The organism is Streptomyces sp. NPDC127098, from assembly GCF_042722465.1.
GTDB classification, from domain to species: Bacteria; Actinomycetota; Actinomycetes; order Streptomycetales; family Streptomycetaceae; genus Streptomyces; species Streptomyces millisiae.
Map to the genome: position 1 here is coordinate 1 of NZ_JBHXFJ010000066.1, position 16,283 is coordinate 16,283.

A 16,283-nucleotide genomic window follows, 5' to 3' on the forward strand; every position below is an offset into this window, starting at 1 on the left:
TCAGCGGAAACCACCACCGTGTGCGACACCCCAGGGGTGTTCTCCACAAAACTGGTGATCAACCAGTTCAGGTTCTGCGCCGCCTGGCTCATCGGGCTCACAACCAACGCTCCTACTGGTACATGGGGCCGAAGCCCCGGTCTGTCCGGCCGGCCGTGGAACCGGCCTGGCGCCCCTGTTGAATCCCCCGCCGCAGGTTGGTCAGCCGGCCGCGGACGTCGTCCGGGCTACGGGAGACCATCGGGCCGGCCGGGGCCGCCTGTTGCTGCGCCGGCTGCGCCGCGCCCGCCATGAGGTTGGCGCGCGGCACCCGCCGGGGCAGCCCCGCGTCGGTGACGCCACCCGCGGACGGCTGGCGCAGCTGTTCGGCCTGCCGCCAGGTCTCGTCGTTGGGCGAAGGACGCCACGGGGCGCCGATCTCACCGGTGGTCTGGCGCTGCTCCTGCCGGACGGCGGGACGTGCCGAACTCGCGGGACGTTGCTGGACGGGCTGTGCCGACTGCTGGGGGGACTGCCGGGAGCCGGCCGGCTCCCGCGAGGGATAGGGGGTCGGCGCGCTGGCGCGGCGCAGGCCGAACCACGTCGACTCCATCTCCTCGAAGATCGGGGTGCGTTCCGGGGCGTGCTGGGGCCGCTGGCTGGGCAGCGGGTCGCGCAACTCGTCGGGCGCCCGGGGCGGCTCCTGGCGCTGGTAGGGCGCGGGGCGCGGCTCTTCACGCTGGTACGACTGCGGCTGTGGCTCCGGCTGGCGGGCCGGCTCGCCGCGCGACCAGTCACGCTCGGGCTCCGACCACGCGTCGCGGCGCGGTTCGGTCCGCCGCTGCGGTGGCTCCTCCGGGCGGACGGCGGGGAACTCGCGGGTGTTGAACTCGGCCGGGTCACTGGCCGCCCGGTAGCCGGCGACCGGGTCCGGGGTCGGGGCCTGGCGGGCCGGCGGGAAGCCGAACTCGCCGGTGTCCTCGGGCCGCGCCTGCGGCTGGGACGGCTGCTGGCGCGGCTCGCGGCGGGCGAAGGCGTCGGCCATCGAGGAGCGGCTTGGCACGCCGGACTGCCCGCCGCCGTAACCGGGCCCGGGGAACTCGCCGGTGCCGGCGGACTCGCCGTCGTCGTGCCCGCGGGGCTGCTCGGACTCACCGCGCACCACCGGTATTCGGCCGCTGTCCTCCATGCTGGCCCAGCTCGGCCGGCCACCGCCGGTGCCGCCGGGCATCGCCGGCTCGGGCATCGAGGGGGGCGCGGCGGGCGGCTCGTGGGGCCCGCCCTGGCGGGGTCCTGGGGCGCCGGGGCCCGACGCGCCCACCGGGCGCGAGGGCAGCTCGGGACGGCTCGGGCGACGGGGCACCTGGCGGGTGGACTCGCTGCGCTCCAGGCTGCGCTGCCAGCCGGCCGGCTGGCCGGCGGCGCGACCGCCGTCCAGGGCGGGTCCGCCGGCCTCGCCACCGGGGCGGCGGGTCGGCGGGGTCTCGCGCTGCAGGGTCGCGGTGGCGGGAGCGGTCGGCGGGGCCGCCGGACGCGGCCTGGCGCCGCCCTGGGCGACGTCCGCGGGCAGCATCACCAGGGCGGTGGTGCCACCGGAGTCGGAGGGCCGCAGCTGGATCCTGATGCCGTGGCGCAGCGAAAGACGGCCGACCACGAACAGGCCCATGCGGCGGGAGACCGACACGTCGACGGTGGGCGGGTTGGCGAGCCGGTCGTTGATCTCGGCCAGGTCCTCGGGGGACAGGCCGATGCCGGTGTCGTGGATCTCCACCAAAACCCGGCCGTCGGGCAGCGCGTGACCGGTGACCTTGACCTTGGTCTGGGGCGAGGAGAACGAGGTGGCGTTCTCCAACAGCTCGGCGAGCAGGTGCACCAGGTCGTTGACGACCCGGCCGGCGACCTCCGTCTTCGGGACGGCGCTCAGCTCGATGCGCTCGTACTGCTCCACCTCGGAGGCCGCGGCGCGCAGGACGTCGACCAGCGGCACCGGGCGGGTCCACCGGCGGCCCGGCTCCTCACCGGCGAGGACCAGCAGGTTCTCGCCGTTGCGGCGCATGCGGGTGGCCAGGTGGTCGAGCTTGAACAGCGAGGACAGCTGGTCCGGGTCGGCCTCGCGCGACTCGAGCTCGGAGATCAGGGAGAGCTGACGCTGGATCAGGCCCTGGCTGCGTCGCGAGAGGTTGGTGAACATCGCGTTGACGTTGCCCCGCAGCAGGGCCTGCTCACCGGCGAGGCGGACCGCCTCGCGGTGGACGTCGTCGAACGCCTGGGCCACCTTGCCGATCTCGTCCCTGGTGTAGACGCCGACCGACTCGACGGTGGTGTCCACGTCCTCGGGCTCGGCCTCGGACATCTGCTTGACGACCTCGGGCAGCCGCTTGCGGGCGACCTCGGTGGCGGTCTCCTGCAGCCGGCGCAGCGAGCGGACCATGGAGCGGGCCACCACGAAGGCGCCGACCAGCGAGATGCCGAGCACCAGGATCACGACGGCGCCGTTGATGACGGCCTCTTGCTGGGCGTCGTCCCGCAGGGCGTTGGCCTGGGCCTGCATCTCGGCCAGCAGTTCGGCCTCGATGACGTTCATCGCGTCGATCTTGGTCCGGTCCTGCTCGTACCAGTTGCGGTAGCTGCGCTCCGGCGAGTTCCTGATGCCCTCGGGGGCGGAGAAGACCCGCTGCGCGTACTGGTCGGCCTGGGTGATGTTGGCGACGCCGCCCTCGAGCGGGGCGAGCCGGTCGTTGGCCCGGCTCTGGCCGTAGATCTGCGCGAAGGCCTCCAGCTGCGCCTCCTCGCTGAGGCTGCTGTTGCGGCCGAGACGCCAGTCGGCGTCGGAGAGGTCGGCGCTCTGCCCCTGGATCTCGTCGCGGGCGAGGCCCGCGGTGATCACGGCGCGCTGGATGGAGGCGTGCTCCTTGGCCGAGGAGAAGGCGGCCAGCGCACGGGTGGAGCGGATCATCTCGCCGTTGCTGGTGGCCTGGGCCATGTCGAGCGAGAGGTTGTGCAGCGAGTCGATCAGGTTGTTGTAGGCGCTGATCGTCTGGCCGACGTTCTGCGGGTCCTCGTAGGCCTGCCGGCGGATGGTGCTGATCTCGTTGACCTGGCGACCGATGTTGATCACCGTGGAGATCACGCCGCGCATGGCCTCGTCGGTGTCGGTGAGGCGCAGTCGGGCGTCGCTGAAGGCACGCAGGGCCTGGTTGGTCTGCTCACGGGCCGCCACGACCTCGTCGCTGTTGCGGTCCAGACCGCGGTTGCTGACGAGCGGGCCTGCGGAGCGGTCGCGCTCCTCCTGGAGCGCCTGGGCGAACTGGGTCGCCACCTGGGTCATGTCGGTGAGCAGCTGCAGGTCGTCCAGCTTCTCGATGTCCTCCATCGAGTTCTGGATCCGGAAGCCGCCCAGGATGGTGGCGGCGACCACGGGCAGCGCGATCAGCGAGACCAGGCGGGTGCTGATGCGCCAGTTGCGCAGCGCGAGGCGCGATCCGGCGCGGCTGGGCCGGGCGGGCGCGGGGCTCTCCTCGGCACCGGTGGCAGCCGGCTCCTGGGCGGGCTGCTCACCCCCCGCGGCGTGCTGCGCCGGGTCGCCGCCCCCTGGGCCGGACCCGGCGGAGGAGCCGCGGTCCATCACACCACCAGGCTCCGCATCCCCCGCAGCACTGCCTTCCCTCTTGAAACGTCCCTGCACTGGCGTCGCAACCTCTGGACCTTGAGCGTCGCGTCGTGACGACGACGTGACGGTGTCGAGCCGGGGGCACACGAGCCCCGTAACGGTCGTGGGCAACCGACGCGTCTGGCGGTCAGCGCGGTGAGTGGCACTGGCGTGCGCCCCTCGCTTCGGTGGCCGACCCGCGACGGTCCGTGTGATTCCAGCACAGTGGCCGATCCGCAACAAGGTCTGGGAACGCTCCCGTGACATCTATGACGCTATGGAGACACTTCGTCACGGCATGTACACGGCCAGCAAGGAGAAACCGGACTTTTGTGCACCACACCCCCATCGAACAAGCACACAACGGGTAGCTATCGTGAGGAAGGAGTAAACCTATGAAGCCATATGACCGCTTTGCCCCGTTCATCGGCTGTCCAGGTTTGAGGTCATTTCTCCGAGTAGCCGTGAGCAAACTCACACCGAGCATACGGCTGATTACCCGCTTCCGACGGGTATAGCGGCCCTAGCCTCGCTTTACAGAACGTCCCGAAACGACAAGAGACCTCAAGGCAGAGCACCGTGAAGAGCACCCTGACCATGCGCTCCATCGCCAACCCGCGGCGCACCACCCTGGCACACCTCTCCGACGCCGGCGTGCTCGCCCCGGGCGAGCGCCCCAAGGCGAGCACGCCGGAGCTCCCCCGGGCCACGGCCAACCCGCGCCGCACCGTCCTCAACGAGCGCGAGGACGCCGCCTGACCCACGTCTCACACGCGAACGGCCCCCGGCTTCGAGCCGGGGGCCGTTCGCGTGTCAGGGCGCGCGGGGCGGCGCGTCAGCCCTGCCAGCTGTGGGGGGCGCGGTAGCCGGCGCTGCGCTCAAGACGGCGCCAGCCGGCGGTGCTGCGGTCGGCGGCGGTGGGCTCGGCGTCCTGCCGGGCGGCACGGGCCACCAGCAGGGCGGTGACGGCGGCCAGTTCCTCGGGGCTGGCCTCGCCCTTCTCCACGCGCACCAGACGGGGGTCGCTGCTCATCTCGCGGAGTTCTCCTTCACTCACTGGGGCGGGTTGCCGTGCTTGCGGACCGGCAGGTCGGCGTGCTTGTTGCGCAGCATCGCCAGCGACTGGATCAGCACGTGCCGGGTCTCCGCCGGGTCGATGACGTCGTCCACCAGGCCGCGCTCGGCCGCGTAGTAGGGGTGCATCAGCTCCGCCTTGTACTCCTTGACCATGCGCGACCGCATGGCCTCGGGGTCCTCGGCGGCGGCGATCTGCCGACGGAAGATCACGTTGGCCGCGCCCTCGGCGCCCATCACCGCGATCTCGTTGGTGGGCCAGGCCAGGGTGACGTCGGCGCCGATGGTCTGCGAGTCCATCACGATGTAGGCGCCGCCGTACGCTTTCCGCAGGATCAGCGAGATCCGCGGCACGGTGGCGTTGCAGTAGGCGTACAGCAGCTTGGCGCCGTGCCTGATGATGCCGCCGTGCTCCTGGTCGACGCCCGGCAGGAAGCCGGGGACGTCCAGCAGCGTGAGGATCGGGATGTTGAACGCGTCGCACATCTGGACGAAGCGCGCGCCCTTCTCCGAGGCGGAGATGTCGAGGACGCCGGCCAGCGACTGCGGCTGGTTGGCGACGATGCCCACCACCTGGCCGTCGAACCTGGCGAGCGCGCAGATGAGGTTGGTCGCCCAGCGCTCGTGCACCTCGAGGAACTCGCCGTCGTCGACCAGTTCCTCGATGACCGCCCGCATGTCGTAGGGGCGGTTGCCGTCGACCGGGACCAGGTCGACCAGCGCCTCGCAGCGGCGGTCCACCGGGTCCTCGGTGGGCGAGGCGGGCGGGTTCTCGCGGTTGTTGCTCGGGAGCAGCGAGAGGAGGAAGCGGACCTCCTCCAGGCAGGACTCCTCGTCGTCGTAGGCGAAGTGCGCCACGCCCGAGGTCTCGGCGTGCACGTCGGCGCCGCCCAGGCCGTTGTGCGTGACGTCCGCGCCGGTGACGGTCTTGACGACGTCGGGCCCCGTGATGAACATCTGGGCGGTCTCCCGCACCATGAACACGAAGTCCGTCAGCGCCGGCGAGTAGGCCGCGCCGCCGGCGCAGGGGCCGAGCATCACCGAGATCTGCGGGATGACCCCGGACGCCCTGGTGTTGCGCTGGAAGATACCGCCGTAGCCGGCGAGGGCCACGACGCCCTCCTGGATGCGCGCGCCCGCGCCGTCGTTCAACGACACGAGCGGCGCGCCGGCCGCCATGGCCATGTCCATGATCTTGTGGATCTTGGCGGCGTGGGCCTCGCCGAGCGCCCCGCCGAAGATCCGGAAGTCGTGCGCGTAGACGAAGACCTGGCGCCCGTGCACCGTGCCGTAGCCGGTGACCACGCCGTCCGTGTAGGGGCGCTTGGCCTCGAGACCGAAGCCCGTGGCCCGGTGCCGCCGCAACATGCCCACCTCGCGGAACGAGTCGGGGTCGAGCAGCAGATCGATCCGCTCCCTGGCGGTCAGCTTCCCCTTGGCGTGCTGCGCCTCGGTCGCCTTCTCCGAGGGGCCGCGCACCGCCTCCTCGCGGATGGCCCGCAGCTCCGCCACGCGGCCGTGGGCGTCGATGGCGGTCACCGTGTCTGGCGCGTTCGGCGCTTCGGCCGCGGCTTGATCGGTCATGTATAGACCCTACGAAACGTGCGCCGGTGCCGCCCTCGTCAGATCCGTACAGTCTCCGCCGCCGTTTGATGGCCGCGCCGCACATAGAGCGCGGAAAAGCACAGCGAAGGACGCGAGGGCACTGTGAGCTCCCCACAGTGCCCGACCGCCCGGCTCACTCGTTGGGGCGCACCCCGGCGCGCAGCAGCCCGTAGGTGTAGGCGTCGTCGAGCGCCTGCCAGGAGGCGGCGATGACGTTGTCCGCGACGCCCACCGTGGACCACTCGGCGGTGCCGTCGCTGGTGGTGATCAGCACCCGGGTGGTGGACTGGGTGCCCTGCCTGCCCTCCAGGATGCGGACCTTGTAGTCCACCAGCTGGAGCCTGGCCAGCTCGGGGAAGGTCCGCTCCAGGCCGGCGCGCAGCGCCTGGTCGAGCGCGTGCACCGGACCGTTGCCCTCGCCGGTGGCGACGATCCGCTCGCCCTTGGCCCACAGCTTGACGGTGGCCTCGTTCTCCACGGTCTCGACGGTCCCGGCGGCCTCCGTGCCGGAGAGGGCGCGCTGGTCGGTGATGGTGCGCCACGACTCCAGCCGGAAGAAGCGCTGCGGGCCGCCGTCGGCCTCCTCGCGCAGCAGCAGCTCGAAGGAGGCGTCGGCCGCCTCGTAGCTGAAGCCCTTGAGCTCCTGGGCCTTGACCCGGTCGACGATCCGGCCGACGAGCTCGCGGTCCCCCGCCAGGTCGTAGCCGAGCTCCCGGCCCTTGAGCTCGACGGAGGCCCGGCCCGCCATGTCGGAGACCAGCATCCGCATCGAGTTGCCCACGCGCTCGGGGTCGATGTGCTGGTAGAGGTCGGGGTCCACCTTGATCGCCGAGGCGTGCAGCCCGCCCTTGTGCGCGAAGGCGGAGACGCCGACGTAGGGCTGGTGGGTGGCCGGGGTGAGGTTGACGACCTCCGCGATCGCGTGCGAGATGCGGGTCATCTCGGTGAGCGAACCTGGCGGCAGCACCCGCCGGTCGTACTTGAGCTCCAGGGCCGCGACCACCGGGAAGAGGTTGGCGTTGCCGACCCGCTCGCCGTAGCCGTTGGCCGTGCACTGCACATGGGTGGCGCCGCCGTCCACGGCGGCCAGCGTGTTGGCCACCGCGCAGCCGGTGTCGTCCTGGGCGTGGATGCCGATCCGGGCGCCGGTGTCGGTCACCACCGTGCGCACCACGGCCTGCACCTGCGCGGGGAGCATGCCGCCGTTGGTGTCGCAGAGCACCACCACGTCGGCGCCGGCCCGGTGGGCGGTGCGCACGACGTCGAGCGCGTAGTCGGGGTTGGCGGCGTGGCCGTCGAAGAAGTGCTCGCAGTCGACGAAGACCCGGCGGCCGTGGGCACGCAGGTGGCTGACGGTGTCCTCGATCATGGCCAGGTTCTCGGCCAGCGTGGTGCGCAGCGCCAGCTCGACGTGCCGGTCGTGGGCCTTGGCGACGAGCGTGACCACCGGGGCCTCGGAGTCGAGCAGCGCCCGCACCTGCGGGTCGTCCGCCACGGCGACGCCCGCCCTGCGGGTCGATCCGAAGGCGACCAGCTTGGCGTGCCGGAACGGGATCTCGGCGCGGGCCCGCTGGAAGAACTCGGTGTCCCTGGGGTTGGCCCCCGGCCACCCGCCCTCGATGAAGCCGACGCCGAAGTCGTCGAGGTGACGGGCGATGGTCAGCTTGTCGGCGACGGTGAGCGTGATGCCCTCCCGCTGGGCGCCGTCCCGCAGGGTGGTGTCGAAGACGTGGAAGCCGTCGCCCGGGGCCTGGGTGCCCGGCTCGTCCTTGCTGGTCATGGTGGTACGGAACTCCTGTCGAACCCTCTACGGTCAAGTGTGCCGGAAAACGAAAAGACCCCTCGCGGATGCGAGAGGTCTGCGCGCGGGTCGGGGACTGGGTGACCGGCGCGCTAGCTGCCAATAATGCTGGCGAACGAGAGCATGGCAGCGAGTGTGGCACAGGCGGACGCCCGTGCCACCCGCTGTCTCAGGATCCGGACGCCGCGCTTAGGCCCTGTCCGGGCGGCAGGACCTAGGCGACGCGGTGCAGCCAGCCGTGCCGGTCCTCGGCGCGCCCGGTCTGGATGTCCACCAGGGCCTCGCGCAGTCCCAGGGTGATCTGGCCGGCCTGCCCGTCGGCGATGGTCCAGGCGCCATCGCTCGACTTGACCGAGCCGACCGGGGTGATCACCGAGGCGGTGCCGCAGGCGAAGACCTCGGTGATGGCGCCGCTCTCGCTCTCCCGCCGCCAGTCGTCCACGGTGATCCGGAACTCCTCGGTCGGGTAGCCGAGGTCGGCGGCGATGGTCAGCAGCGAGTCGCGGGTGATGCCGGGCAGCAGGGTGCCGGTGAGCTCGGGCGTGTAGATCCGCGCCTCGGAGCCGCTCCCCCGCACGAAGTAGAGGTTGGAGGAGCCCATCTCCTCGACGAAGCGACGCTCCACCGCGTCCAGCCAGACCACCTGGTCGCAGCCGTGCCTGACCGCCTCGGCCTGGGCGAGGAAGGCGGCCGCGTAGTTGCCCGCGCACTTGGCCTCGCCGGTGCCACCGGGGGCGGCGCGCACGTACTCGTTGGACAGCCAGACGGAGACGGGCTTCACGCCGCCCGCGAAGTAGTCGCCGGCCGGCGAGGCGATCACCATGAAGAGGTACTCGTTGGCCGGCCGGTTGATGCCGAGGCCCACCTCGGTGGCGAACATGAAGGGCCGCAGGTAGAGCGTCTGACCGGCGCCGCTCGGCACCCAGGCCGCGTCCTGCGCGACCAGCACGTCGATGGCCTCGACGAAGGTCTCGACCGGTAGCTCGGGCATGCCGAGCCGCCTGGCCGAGCGCTGGAAGCGGCGGGCGTTGGCGTCGGGGCGGAAGGTGACGACGGAGCCGTCGGGCTGCCGGTATGCCTTGAGGCCCTCGAAGATCTCCTGCCCGTAGTGCAGCGCCATGGTCGCCGGGTCGAGCGGGATCGGGGCGTACGGCTGGAGGGTGGCGTCGTGCCAGCCGCGGCCCTCGGTGTAGCGGATGGTGACCATGTGGTCGGTGAAGTACCGGCCGAAGCCGGGCTCGGCCATCGCGGCGGCACGCTCGGCCTCGGAGAGCGGCTGGGTGGAGGGCTTGAGGTCGAAGGTGATGGGGGTCGTCATGGTGAGCGAGTCCTTCACGTATCGGGTGGGCGGACCGCGAGCCCGCGCCGGGTTGGTACTAGGACGTCCGAGCATCCGGATGCGCGACGGCCCCGCGTATGAGATGACCGGTGTGCGGTCGATTATGGCGCGGGGTGCGGCGGCATGCGCACGGGGGGCGGCCCTGGGGTGATGGTGCCAGCCGGCGGCAGAGTTTCCCAGGCCGCCGGGCGTGCCGGCGGCCTGGTGGGGATGGGGCGGCGTGCCGGCGTCGTCAGCCGGATACTCGGGCCGCGAGCGCGTCGCCGATCGCGTCGGTGGAGCGCGGGGCGGCGGCGTCGCGCTCGGCGAGGTCGGCGGTGACCGCCTCCTCGACGCGGGCGGCCTCCGCCTCGTGGCCGAGGTGACGCAGCAGCAGGGCGACGGAGAGCACGGTGGCCGTCGGGTCGGCCTTGCCGGTGCCCGCGATGTCCGGCGCGGAGCCGTGGACCGGCTCGAACATCGAGGGGAAGGCGCCGGTCGGGTTGATGTTGCCCGAGGCGGCGAGGCCGATGCCGCCGGTGACGGCCGCGGCCAGGTCGGTGAGGATGTCGCCGAAGAGGTTGTCCGTGACGATCACGTCGAACCGCTCGGGCTGGGTGACCAGGAAGATGGTCGCCGCGTCCACGTGCAGGTAGTCGGTGCTGACCCGCGGGTACTCCTGGGCGACCCGGTCCACGGTGCGCTGCCACAGGTGGCCGGCGTGCACCAGCACGTTGGTCTTGTGGACCAGGGTGAGCTTCTTCCGCGGCCGGGCGGCGGCCCGCTCGAACGCGTCCCGGACGACCCGCTCCACGCCGTAGGCGGTGTTGACGCTGACCTCGTTGGCGATCTCGGCGGGGGTGCCGGTGCGCACCGAGCCACCGTTGCCGACGTAGAGGCCCTCGGTGCCCTCACGGACGACGACGAAGTCGATGTCGGGGCGGCCGGCCAGCGGGGTCGGGGTGTTGGGGAACAGCTTGCTGGGACGCAGGTTCACATAGTGGTCGAACACGAAGCGCAGCTTGAGCAGCAGCCCCCGCTCCAGCACCCCGGACGGCACCGTGGGGTCACCGATGGCGCCGAGCAGGATCGCGTCGTGACCCTTCAGCCGCTCGAGCTCCGCGTCCGGCAGCGTCTCGCCGGTGGCGTGCCACCGCTTGGCGCCGAGGTCGTAGGTGGTGGTCTCCAGCTTGACGTCGCCGGGCAGGACGGCGGTCAGGACCTTGAGTCCCTGGTCCACCACTTCGGGACCGATGCCGTCACCGGGAATCACCGCGAGATCGATGCTGCGAGCCATGGGAGGACCCTAACGCCGTCCCACGGTCTGACACCACCTCGTCCATCATCCGGACGGCTGGGGTGCGGCTCAGTCCTCGTCGAACTCGGCGCCGTTGTCCCGCCGGTCCAGGGCGCGCTGGAGCGCGACGGCCGCGCGACGGCGGGTGGTGTCCCTGGCGGCCCGGGCCGCGGCGCGGGCCCTCGTCAGGGCCGAGTCGTCGGCCGAGCGCGGGCGGGTGACGGTGGTCATGGGCAGCGTTGCGTCCATGGGATCAGCTCCAGGCGCGGGGAGTGTGGAGCGGCCGGGCGACGCTGCCCGGCCTGCGAGCCTCCACAAAAGTAGCGGTGATCCACAGTGTTGTCTCGCCAAATACTTGACCGTCCTAGTATGTGAGACGCGAATCACCCGATCCGGCTCCCCCGCGCCCGTCCGGAGGGCTCAGCCCATGTGTGGATAGCGGTAGTCGGTCGGCGGCACCTGGGTCTCCTTGATCACCCTCGGCGAGGTCCACCGCAGCAGGTTGAACTTGGAGCCCGCCTTGTCGTTGGTGCCGGAGGCCCGCGCCCCGCCGAAGGGCTGCTGACCGACGACCGACCCCGTGGGCTTGTCGTTGAGGTAGAAGTTGCCCGCCGCGTACCGCAGCCGCTCGCTGGCCCTGGCCGCCACCGCCCGGTCCCCGGCCAGCACGGCCCCGGTCAGCGCGTAGGCCGCCACCGACTCCATCTGTTCGAGCATGGTGTCGAAGGTGTCGTCCTCGTAGACGTGGACGGCGATGATCGGGCCGAAGTACTCGGTCGAGAACACCTCGTTGTCCGGGTCGGAGCAGGTCAGCACCGTCGGCCTGACGAAGTAGCCGACCGAGTCGTCGTAGGTGCCGCCCGCGACGATCTCGCAGGACGGGTCGGTCCTGGCCCGGTCGATGGCCGCCTTGCTCTTGGCGAAGGCGCGCTCGTCGATGACCGCGGCCATGAAGTTCGACAGGTCGCTCGGGTCGCCCATCGTCAGGCCCTCGGTCTCCGCGACGAGCTCGTCCCGCAGCCCGCCCTCCCACAGCGAGCGCGGCACGTAGGCGCGGGAGGCCGCCGAGCACTTCTGGCCCTGGTACTCGAAGGCGCCCCGGGTGATCGCGGTGCGCAGCACCGCCGGGTCGGCGGTCGGGTGGGCCACGATGAAGTCCTTGCCGCCGGTCTCGCCGACGATCCGCGGGTAGTTGCGGTACCGCTCGATGTGCGCGCCGACCTGCTGCCACAGGTAGCGGAACGTCGTGGTCGAGCCGGTGAAGTGGATGCCCGCCAGGTCGGGGTGGGGCAGCGCCACCTCGGACACCTCGCGGCCGTCGCCGGTCACCAGGTTGACGACCCCGGGCGGCAGCCCCGCCTCCTCGAGCAGCCGCATCAGCAGCACCGCCGAGTGTGTCTGGGTCGGCGACGGCTTCCACACCACCACGTTGCCCATCAGGGCCGGGGCGGTGGGCAGGTTGCCGGCGATCGCGGTGAAGTTGAACGGGGTGATCGCGTAGACGAAGCCCTCAAGCGGCCGGAAGTCCATCCGGTTCCACACGCCCTTGGGCTGCACCGGCGGCTGCTCGGCCAGGATCTCGCGGGCGAAGTGCACGTTGAACCGCCAGAAGTCGATCAGCTCGCAGGGCGCGTCGATCTCGGCCTGCTGGATCGTCTTGGACTGGCCCAGCATGGTCGAGGCGGCGATGGTCTCCCGCCAGGGCCCCGACAGCAGTTCGGCGGCCTTGAGGAAGACGGCGGCCCGGTCGTCGAAGGAGAGCGAGCGCCACCCGGGGGCCGCGGCCAGCGCGGCGTCGACCGCGTCCTGGGCGTCCTGCCGGGTGGCGTGGGCCGCCGTGCCGAGCCTCGCCCGGTGGTTGTGCGGCTGCACGACGTCGAACCGCTCGCCGCCGCCCATCCGGCGCACGCCCCCGATGGTCATGGGCAGCTCCATCGGGTTGTCGGCCAGCTCCTTGAGCTTGCGTTCGAGGCGGGCGCGCTCGGCGGAGCCCGGGGCGTAGCTGTGCACGGGCTCGTTCGCCGGCGCGGGTACCTGGGTCACTCCGTCCATGACCTGGACACTCCTTCTCACGTGGTCGCGGGTGGGTCGGGCAGCGTGTCGGGGCGCGGGTCAGCGGCGCCCGGCCAGCGAGCGGGCGAAGAAGGCGAGGTTCGCCGGGCGCTCGGCGAGCCGGCGCATGAAGTAGCCGTACCAGTCGGTGCCGTAGGGCAGGTAGACCCGCATCCGGTGCCCCTCGGCCGCCAGCCGGCGCTGCTCGACCGGCCGGATCCCGTAGAGCATCTGGAACTCGTACGATCCGGGTCGCCGGCCGAGGCGCGCGGCGAGCGCCTGCGCGACGGCGACCAGACGTGGGTCGTGGGTGGCGACCATGGGGTAGCCGTCGCCGGCCAGCAGGATCCGCAGGCACCTGACGTAGGCCCGGTCCACCTCGGCCCGGTGCTGGTACGCCACGGACGCCGGCTCCCGGTACGCCCCCTTGACCAGGCGCACCCTGGCCCCCGAGGCCGCCAGCGTCTGGCAGTCCTTCTCCGTGCGGAACAGGTACGACTGCACCACCGCGCCCGTCTCGGGGAACCGCTCGCGCAGCTCGGCCAGGATCGCCAGCGTCGAGTCGGTGGTGGTGTGGTCCTCCATGTCCAGGGTGACCGTGGTGCCGGCCGCCGCCGCGGCCTCCACCACCGGCAGCACGTGGCGCAGCGCCAGGTCGTGGCCGCCGGGCAGCGCCTGGCCGAAGGCGGACAGCTTGACCGAGACCTCGGCGCGGGTGCCGAGGTCCTCGCCGGCCAGCGCCTCGACGAGCGCCAGGCAGGCGTCCCGGCTGCGCAGCGCGCTGGCGACGTCGGTGACGTCCTCGCCCAGATGATCGAACGTCACCTCCAGGCCGTCGGCCAGCAGTCGTGCGGCGGCGGCCAGCGCCGTCTCCAGCCGCTCACCGGGGACGAAACGCTCCACGACCTGACGGGTGACGGGCGCCCCCGAGACGAGCCGCCGGACGGTGTCGCTGCGTGCCGCCGCGAGTAGGACGGGTCCCAGCACGGGCACCTCCACGTAAAGAGTCGGCGAAGACGAGCCGGAGGGTGCGGCTTACCCGTGAAGGTAGGGAACGCCCGGGTCACTCGCCATCGACAGCTGTCCGGCGGCCAGGTCCGGGATCTCAGACATGTGTATGACCGCTGTACCAGAATGGTCAGCGGAGGCCCCCCGCCCGACGCGACCGGACACGACACGACGCGGCGGACGCAACAGGAAAGGTGACGGCGAGGCGTGCGGACGGAGTATCAGGACCTGGTCGACGAGGTCTCGGCGCTGCTCGGGACCCCGGCGACCCTGGAGAGCCGGGACTTCGGGCTGATCGCGTACGGCGTCCACGACAGCGAGGACGACCGGGTGATGGACCCGATCAGGACGCGGTCGATCCTGCGCAGGCGGTCCACGGTCGCGGTGCGGCGGTGGTTCGAGAGCTTCGGCATCACCCGGGCCACAGGACCGGTCCGGATCCCCCCGGACCCGGCGGCCGGGGTGCTCACCGGCCGGATCTGCCTGCCGGTCCGGCACGGGGGTGTCGTCGAGGGCTACATCTGGCTGCTCGACGAGGGCGGCACCCCGCTCGACGACCCCCGGCTGGCCGCCGCGATAGCGGCCGCGGCGCCGATAGGCGCCCTGCTGGCGGCGGAGACGCGGGCGGGCGCGCGGGTGGGGGCACTGCTGCGCGCCGTGCTGACCGCCGACCCCGGCGACCCGACCAGGCCGGAACTCGCCGCCGAGTTGGCCATGGCCCTCGGCCCGGCGGCCGAGGGGCCGCTGACGGTGGCCGCGGTCCTGCCGTGGCGGCAGGATCCCCCGGCCGACCCCGCGGTGGCCCCCGGCGCCCTCGCCCTCTGCCTGTTGCCCGCCGGCGGCTCGGCCACCGCCCGGCCCGCGGCCGGCGGGGCCCGGCGCCGCGGCCCAACCCCCGACACGGGCGAGGCGATCACGCCGGCCGAACCCCGGCGGCGCCCCGGCCGGCGCGCCGCAGACACCACCGGCCCGCCGGGGCGCTCCCCGGCCGGCGCCGGGGTCGCGACCGAGGCGACCACGCCGGCTCCACCGGCGGAAGGTCGACGCGATGCCGGCCCGCACGCCGCGGCCCCGACCGAGGCGTCCGAGACGGTACAGGCTCCGCCCGCCACGGGCGGAGCGGCCCAGGGCCGCCGGTCGACCGGCCCACCGGAGCCGGCCGGAACAGCCGACGACGAGGGCGGGACACCAGCCCCCGACGAGCCGGACCCGGATACCGGCGACCCGCCATCGGCCCCTTCGGCCGGAGGGCAGGGGAACACCGAGGGAGAGTCGGCCCCCGAGGCCCGCCGGCCCCAGCCCGGAGGGCCCACGTACGCGGCCGCCGCGCGCCGGTCACGCGGGGTGCGGGCCTCGGTGGCGGACGACGGTCAGCCGCGGCAGGCGTTGGCCGTCCTGGTACGACCGCGCACCGCCCGCGCCGTCGCCATGAACCTGATGAACCGGGCACCGCACGGCACGTCCGCCGGCATCGGGTCCGTGCGGCGCGGGGTCGCCGAGTTGGCCGGTGCCTGGCCCGAGGCGCTGGCCGCCGCCCGGGTCGCCGCCGCGGAGGACCGGTTCGGCGGCGTGGCCGACTGGCGCGACCTCGGCCCCTACCGGCTGCTCTCGGCGCTGGCCGACGTTCCGCCCGACCCGGCGGTCCGCCCGCTGCTCCGCGCCGAGCACCGTGAACTCGCCCGCACCGCCGAGGCGTTCCTCGACCACGCGGGCCAGGCCGCGCGCGCCGCGGCGGCCCTCGGCATCCACCGGCAGACCCTCTACTACCGGCTCTCCAGGATCGCCCACCTCACCGGCCTCGACCTCGCCGAAGGCGAGGACCGGCTGCTGCTGCACATGGCGCTCAAGGCGGCGCGGCTGCGCTGAGGCGGCGCCGCACGGCCCACTCCCCCGTCCACCCCTGAGCCCAGGAGCGCACGCCCGTCTCCCTACCGCTCAGTCCGCTATTCTGAACCAGCAAGTTCAAACGCGCGCCACGAAACCTGGAGGAGACGCGTGATCGTCAACATCCTGCGATTCAGCTTCAAGGACGGGACCACCGACGAGCAGCGGGCGGCCGTGCTGGCGGCGATGCGCCGCACGGCGAGCGTCGAGTCCGTCTCGTTCTCGGCCGTCGGCCGGGATCTCGGCGATCCCGCCGACGGGTTCACCCACACCTATCTCGCGGGCATAGCGGACCTGGAGTCGCTCGACCGGTACCTGTACGACCCGGTCCATCTCGCGGGCGACTTCGAGATCGTGCCGCACCTGTCGCGCCTCTCAGCGATCCGGATGTCCGACGACGAGGACCCGGAACTGGCCGCCACGCTGATGGCGATGCACCAGAAGAAGCTGGCCGCCTACCCGGACTGGGCCGCGCTGCTCGACTCGATCCCGGACGTCCGGCTCGCCGCCGACGCCTGACCGCGAGCCGCCGCGGGCGCGGGGGCGCCCCCCGGGGCCCGGGCCCCCCCGGTTAGAACCCACCCACCCGGGGCGATAATAGGCGGGCCAGGGTGGG

General features: G+C 72.6%; 12 protein-coding genes and 1 pseudogene. 3 read left to right on the plus strand and 10 right to left on the minus strand.

Features of this window, described 5'->3' with window-relative positions:
* Positions 1–101: pseudogene (locus ACFWI8_RS29825) on the minus strand (roadblock/LC7 domain-containing protein); the annotation flags it as partial.
* Between the two features lie 11 nt (positions 102–112).
* Positions 113–3,604, minus strand: coding sequence for a nitrate- and nitrite sensing domain-containing protein (locus tag ACFWI8_RS29830; protein WP_387097940.1), 3,492 nt, complete (start codon positions 3,602–3,604; stop codon positions 113–115).
* A gap of 603 nt (positions 3,605–4,207) precedes the next feature.
* Here ACFWI8_RS29830 and ACFWI8_RS29835 point away from each other — a divergent pair.
* Positions 4,208–4,387 (plus strand): hypothetical protein, encoded by a 180-nt coding sequence (locus ACFWI8_RS29835; RefSeq protein ID WP_387097943.1) that lies wholly within the window; start codon positions 4,208–4,210, stop codon positions 4,385–4,387.
* A gap of 76 nt (positions 4,388–4,463) precedes the next feature.
* Here ACFWI8_RS29835 and ACFWI8_RS29840 read toward each other — a convergent pair whose 3' ends face one another.
* The 8 genes from ACFWI8_RS29840 to ACFWI8_RS29875 all read right to left on the minus strand — a co-directional run bounded on the left by ACFWI8_RS29840 (position 4,464) and on the right by ACFWI8_RS29875 (position 13,762).
* Entirely contained in the window at positions 4,464–4,661 is a 198-nt protein-coding gene (locus ACFWI8_RS29840) for an acyl-CoA carboxylase subunit epsilon (RefSeq protein WP_311603346.1), read from the minus strand.
* A gap of 20 nt (positions 4,662–4,681) precedes the next feature.
* On the minus strand, positions 4,682–6,286 hold the full coding sequence (locus ACFWI8_RS29845; RefSeq protein WP_311603347.1) for an acyl-CoA carboxylase subunit beta: 1,605 nt from the start codon (positions 6,284–6,286) through the stop codon (positions 4,682–4,684).
* A 154-nt stretch (positions 6,287–6,440) separates the two neighbouring features.
* The gene (gene cimA / locus ACFWI8_RS29850) at positions 6,441–8,087 is read right to left on the minus strand and encodes a citramalate synthase (protein ID WP_387097947.1); all 1,647 of its coding nucleotides are present in this window, start codon (positions 8,085–8,087) and stop codon (positions 6,441–6,443) included.
* A 235-nt stretch (positions 8,088–8,322) separates the two neighbouring features.
* Positions 8,323–9,426 carry a branched-chain amino acid aminotransferase gene (locus ACFWI8_RS29855; protein WP_387097950.1) on the minus strand — a complete coding sequence of 368 codons (1,104 nt, stop codon included), beginning with the start codon at positions 9,424–9,426 and terminating at the stop codon, positions 8,323–8,325.
* Positions 9,427–9,679: 253 nt separating this feature from the next.
* Positions 9,680–10,723: a 3-isopropylmalate dehydrogenase gene (locus ACFWI8_RS29860; RefSeq protein ID WP_387097953.1), complete on the minus strand. Its 1,044-nt coding sequence runs from the start codon at positions 10,721–10,723 to the stop codon at positions 9,680–9,682.
* A 69-nt stretch (positions 10,724–10,792) separates the two neighbouring features.
* Complete coding sequence (locus ACFWI8_RS29865) at positions 10,793–10,972, minus strand: hypothetical protein (RefSeq protein ID WP_311603369.1); 180 nt, start codon at positions 10,970–10,972, stop codon at positions 10,793–10,795.
* Between the two features lie 171 nt (positions 10,973–11,143).
* Complete coding sequence (gene pruA, locus ACFWI8_RS29870; protein WP_387097956.1) at positions 11,144–12,775, minus strand: L-glutamate gamma-semialdehyde dehydrogenase; 1,632 nt, start codon at positions 12,773–12,775, stop codon at positions 11,144–11,146.
* Positions 12,776–12,835: 60 nt separating this feature from the next.
* Positions 12,836–13,762, minus strand: coding sequence for a proline dehydrogenase family protein (locus tag ACFWI8_RS29875; protein WP_387097959.1), 927 nt, complete (start codon positions 13,760–13,762; stop codon positions 12,836–12,838).
* Between the two features lie 228 nt (positions 13,763–13,990).
* On the opposite strand from ACFWI8_RS29875, the gene ACFWI8_RS29880 reads away from it, so the two are divergent.
* Both ACFWI8_RS29880 and ACFWI8_RS29885 read left to right on the plus strand, forming a co-directional pair.
* Positions 13,991–15,649, plus strand: coding sequence for a helix-turn-helix domain-containing protein (locus ACFWI8_RS29880; RefSeq protein WP_387097962.1), 1,659 nt, complete (start codon positions 13,991–13,993; stop codon positions 15,647–15,649).
* A gap of 129 nt (positions 15,650–15,778) precedes the next feature.
* Positions 15,779–16,186 (plus strand): Dabb family protein, encoded by a 408-nt coding sequence (locus ACFWI8_RS29885; RefSeq protein ID WP_387097965.1) that lies wholly within the window; start codon positions 15,779–15,781, stop codon positions 16,184–16,186.
* The last annotated feature ends 97 nt before the right edge of the window (positions 16,187–16,283 follow it).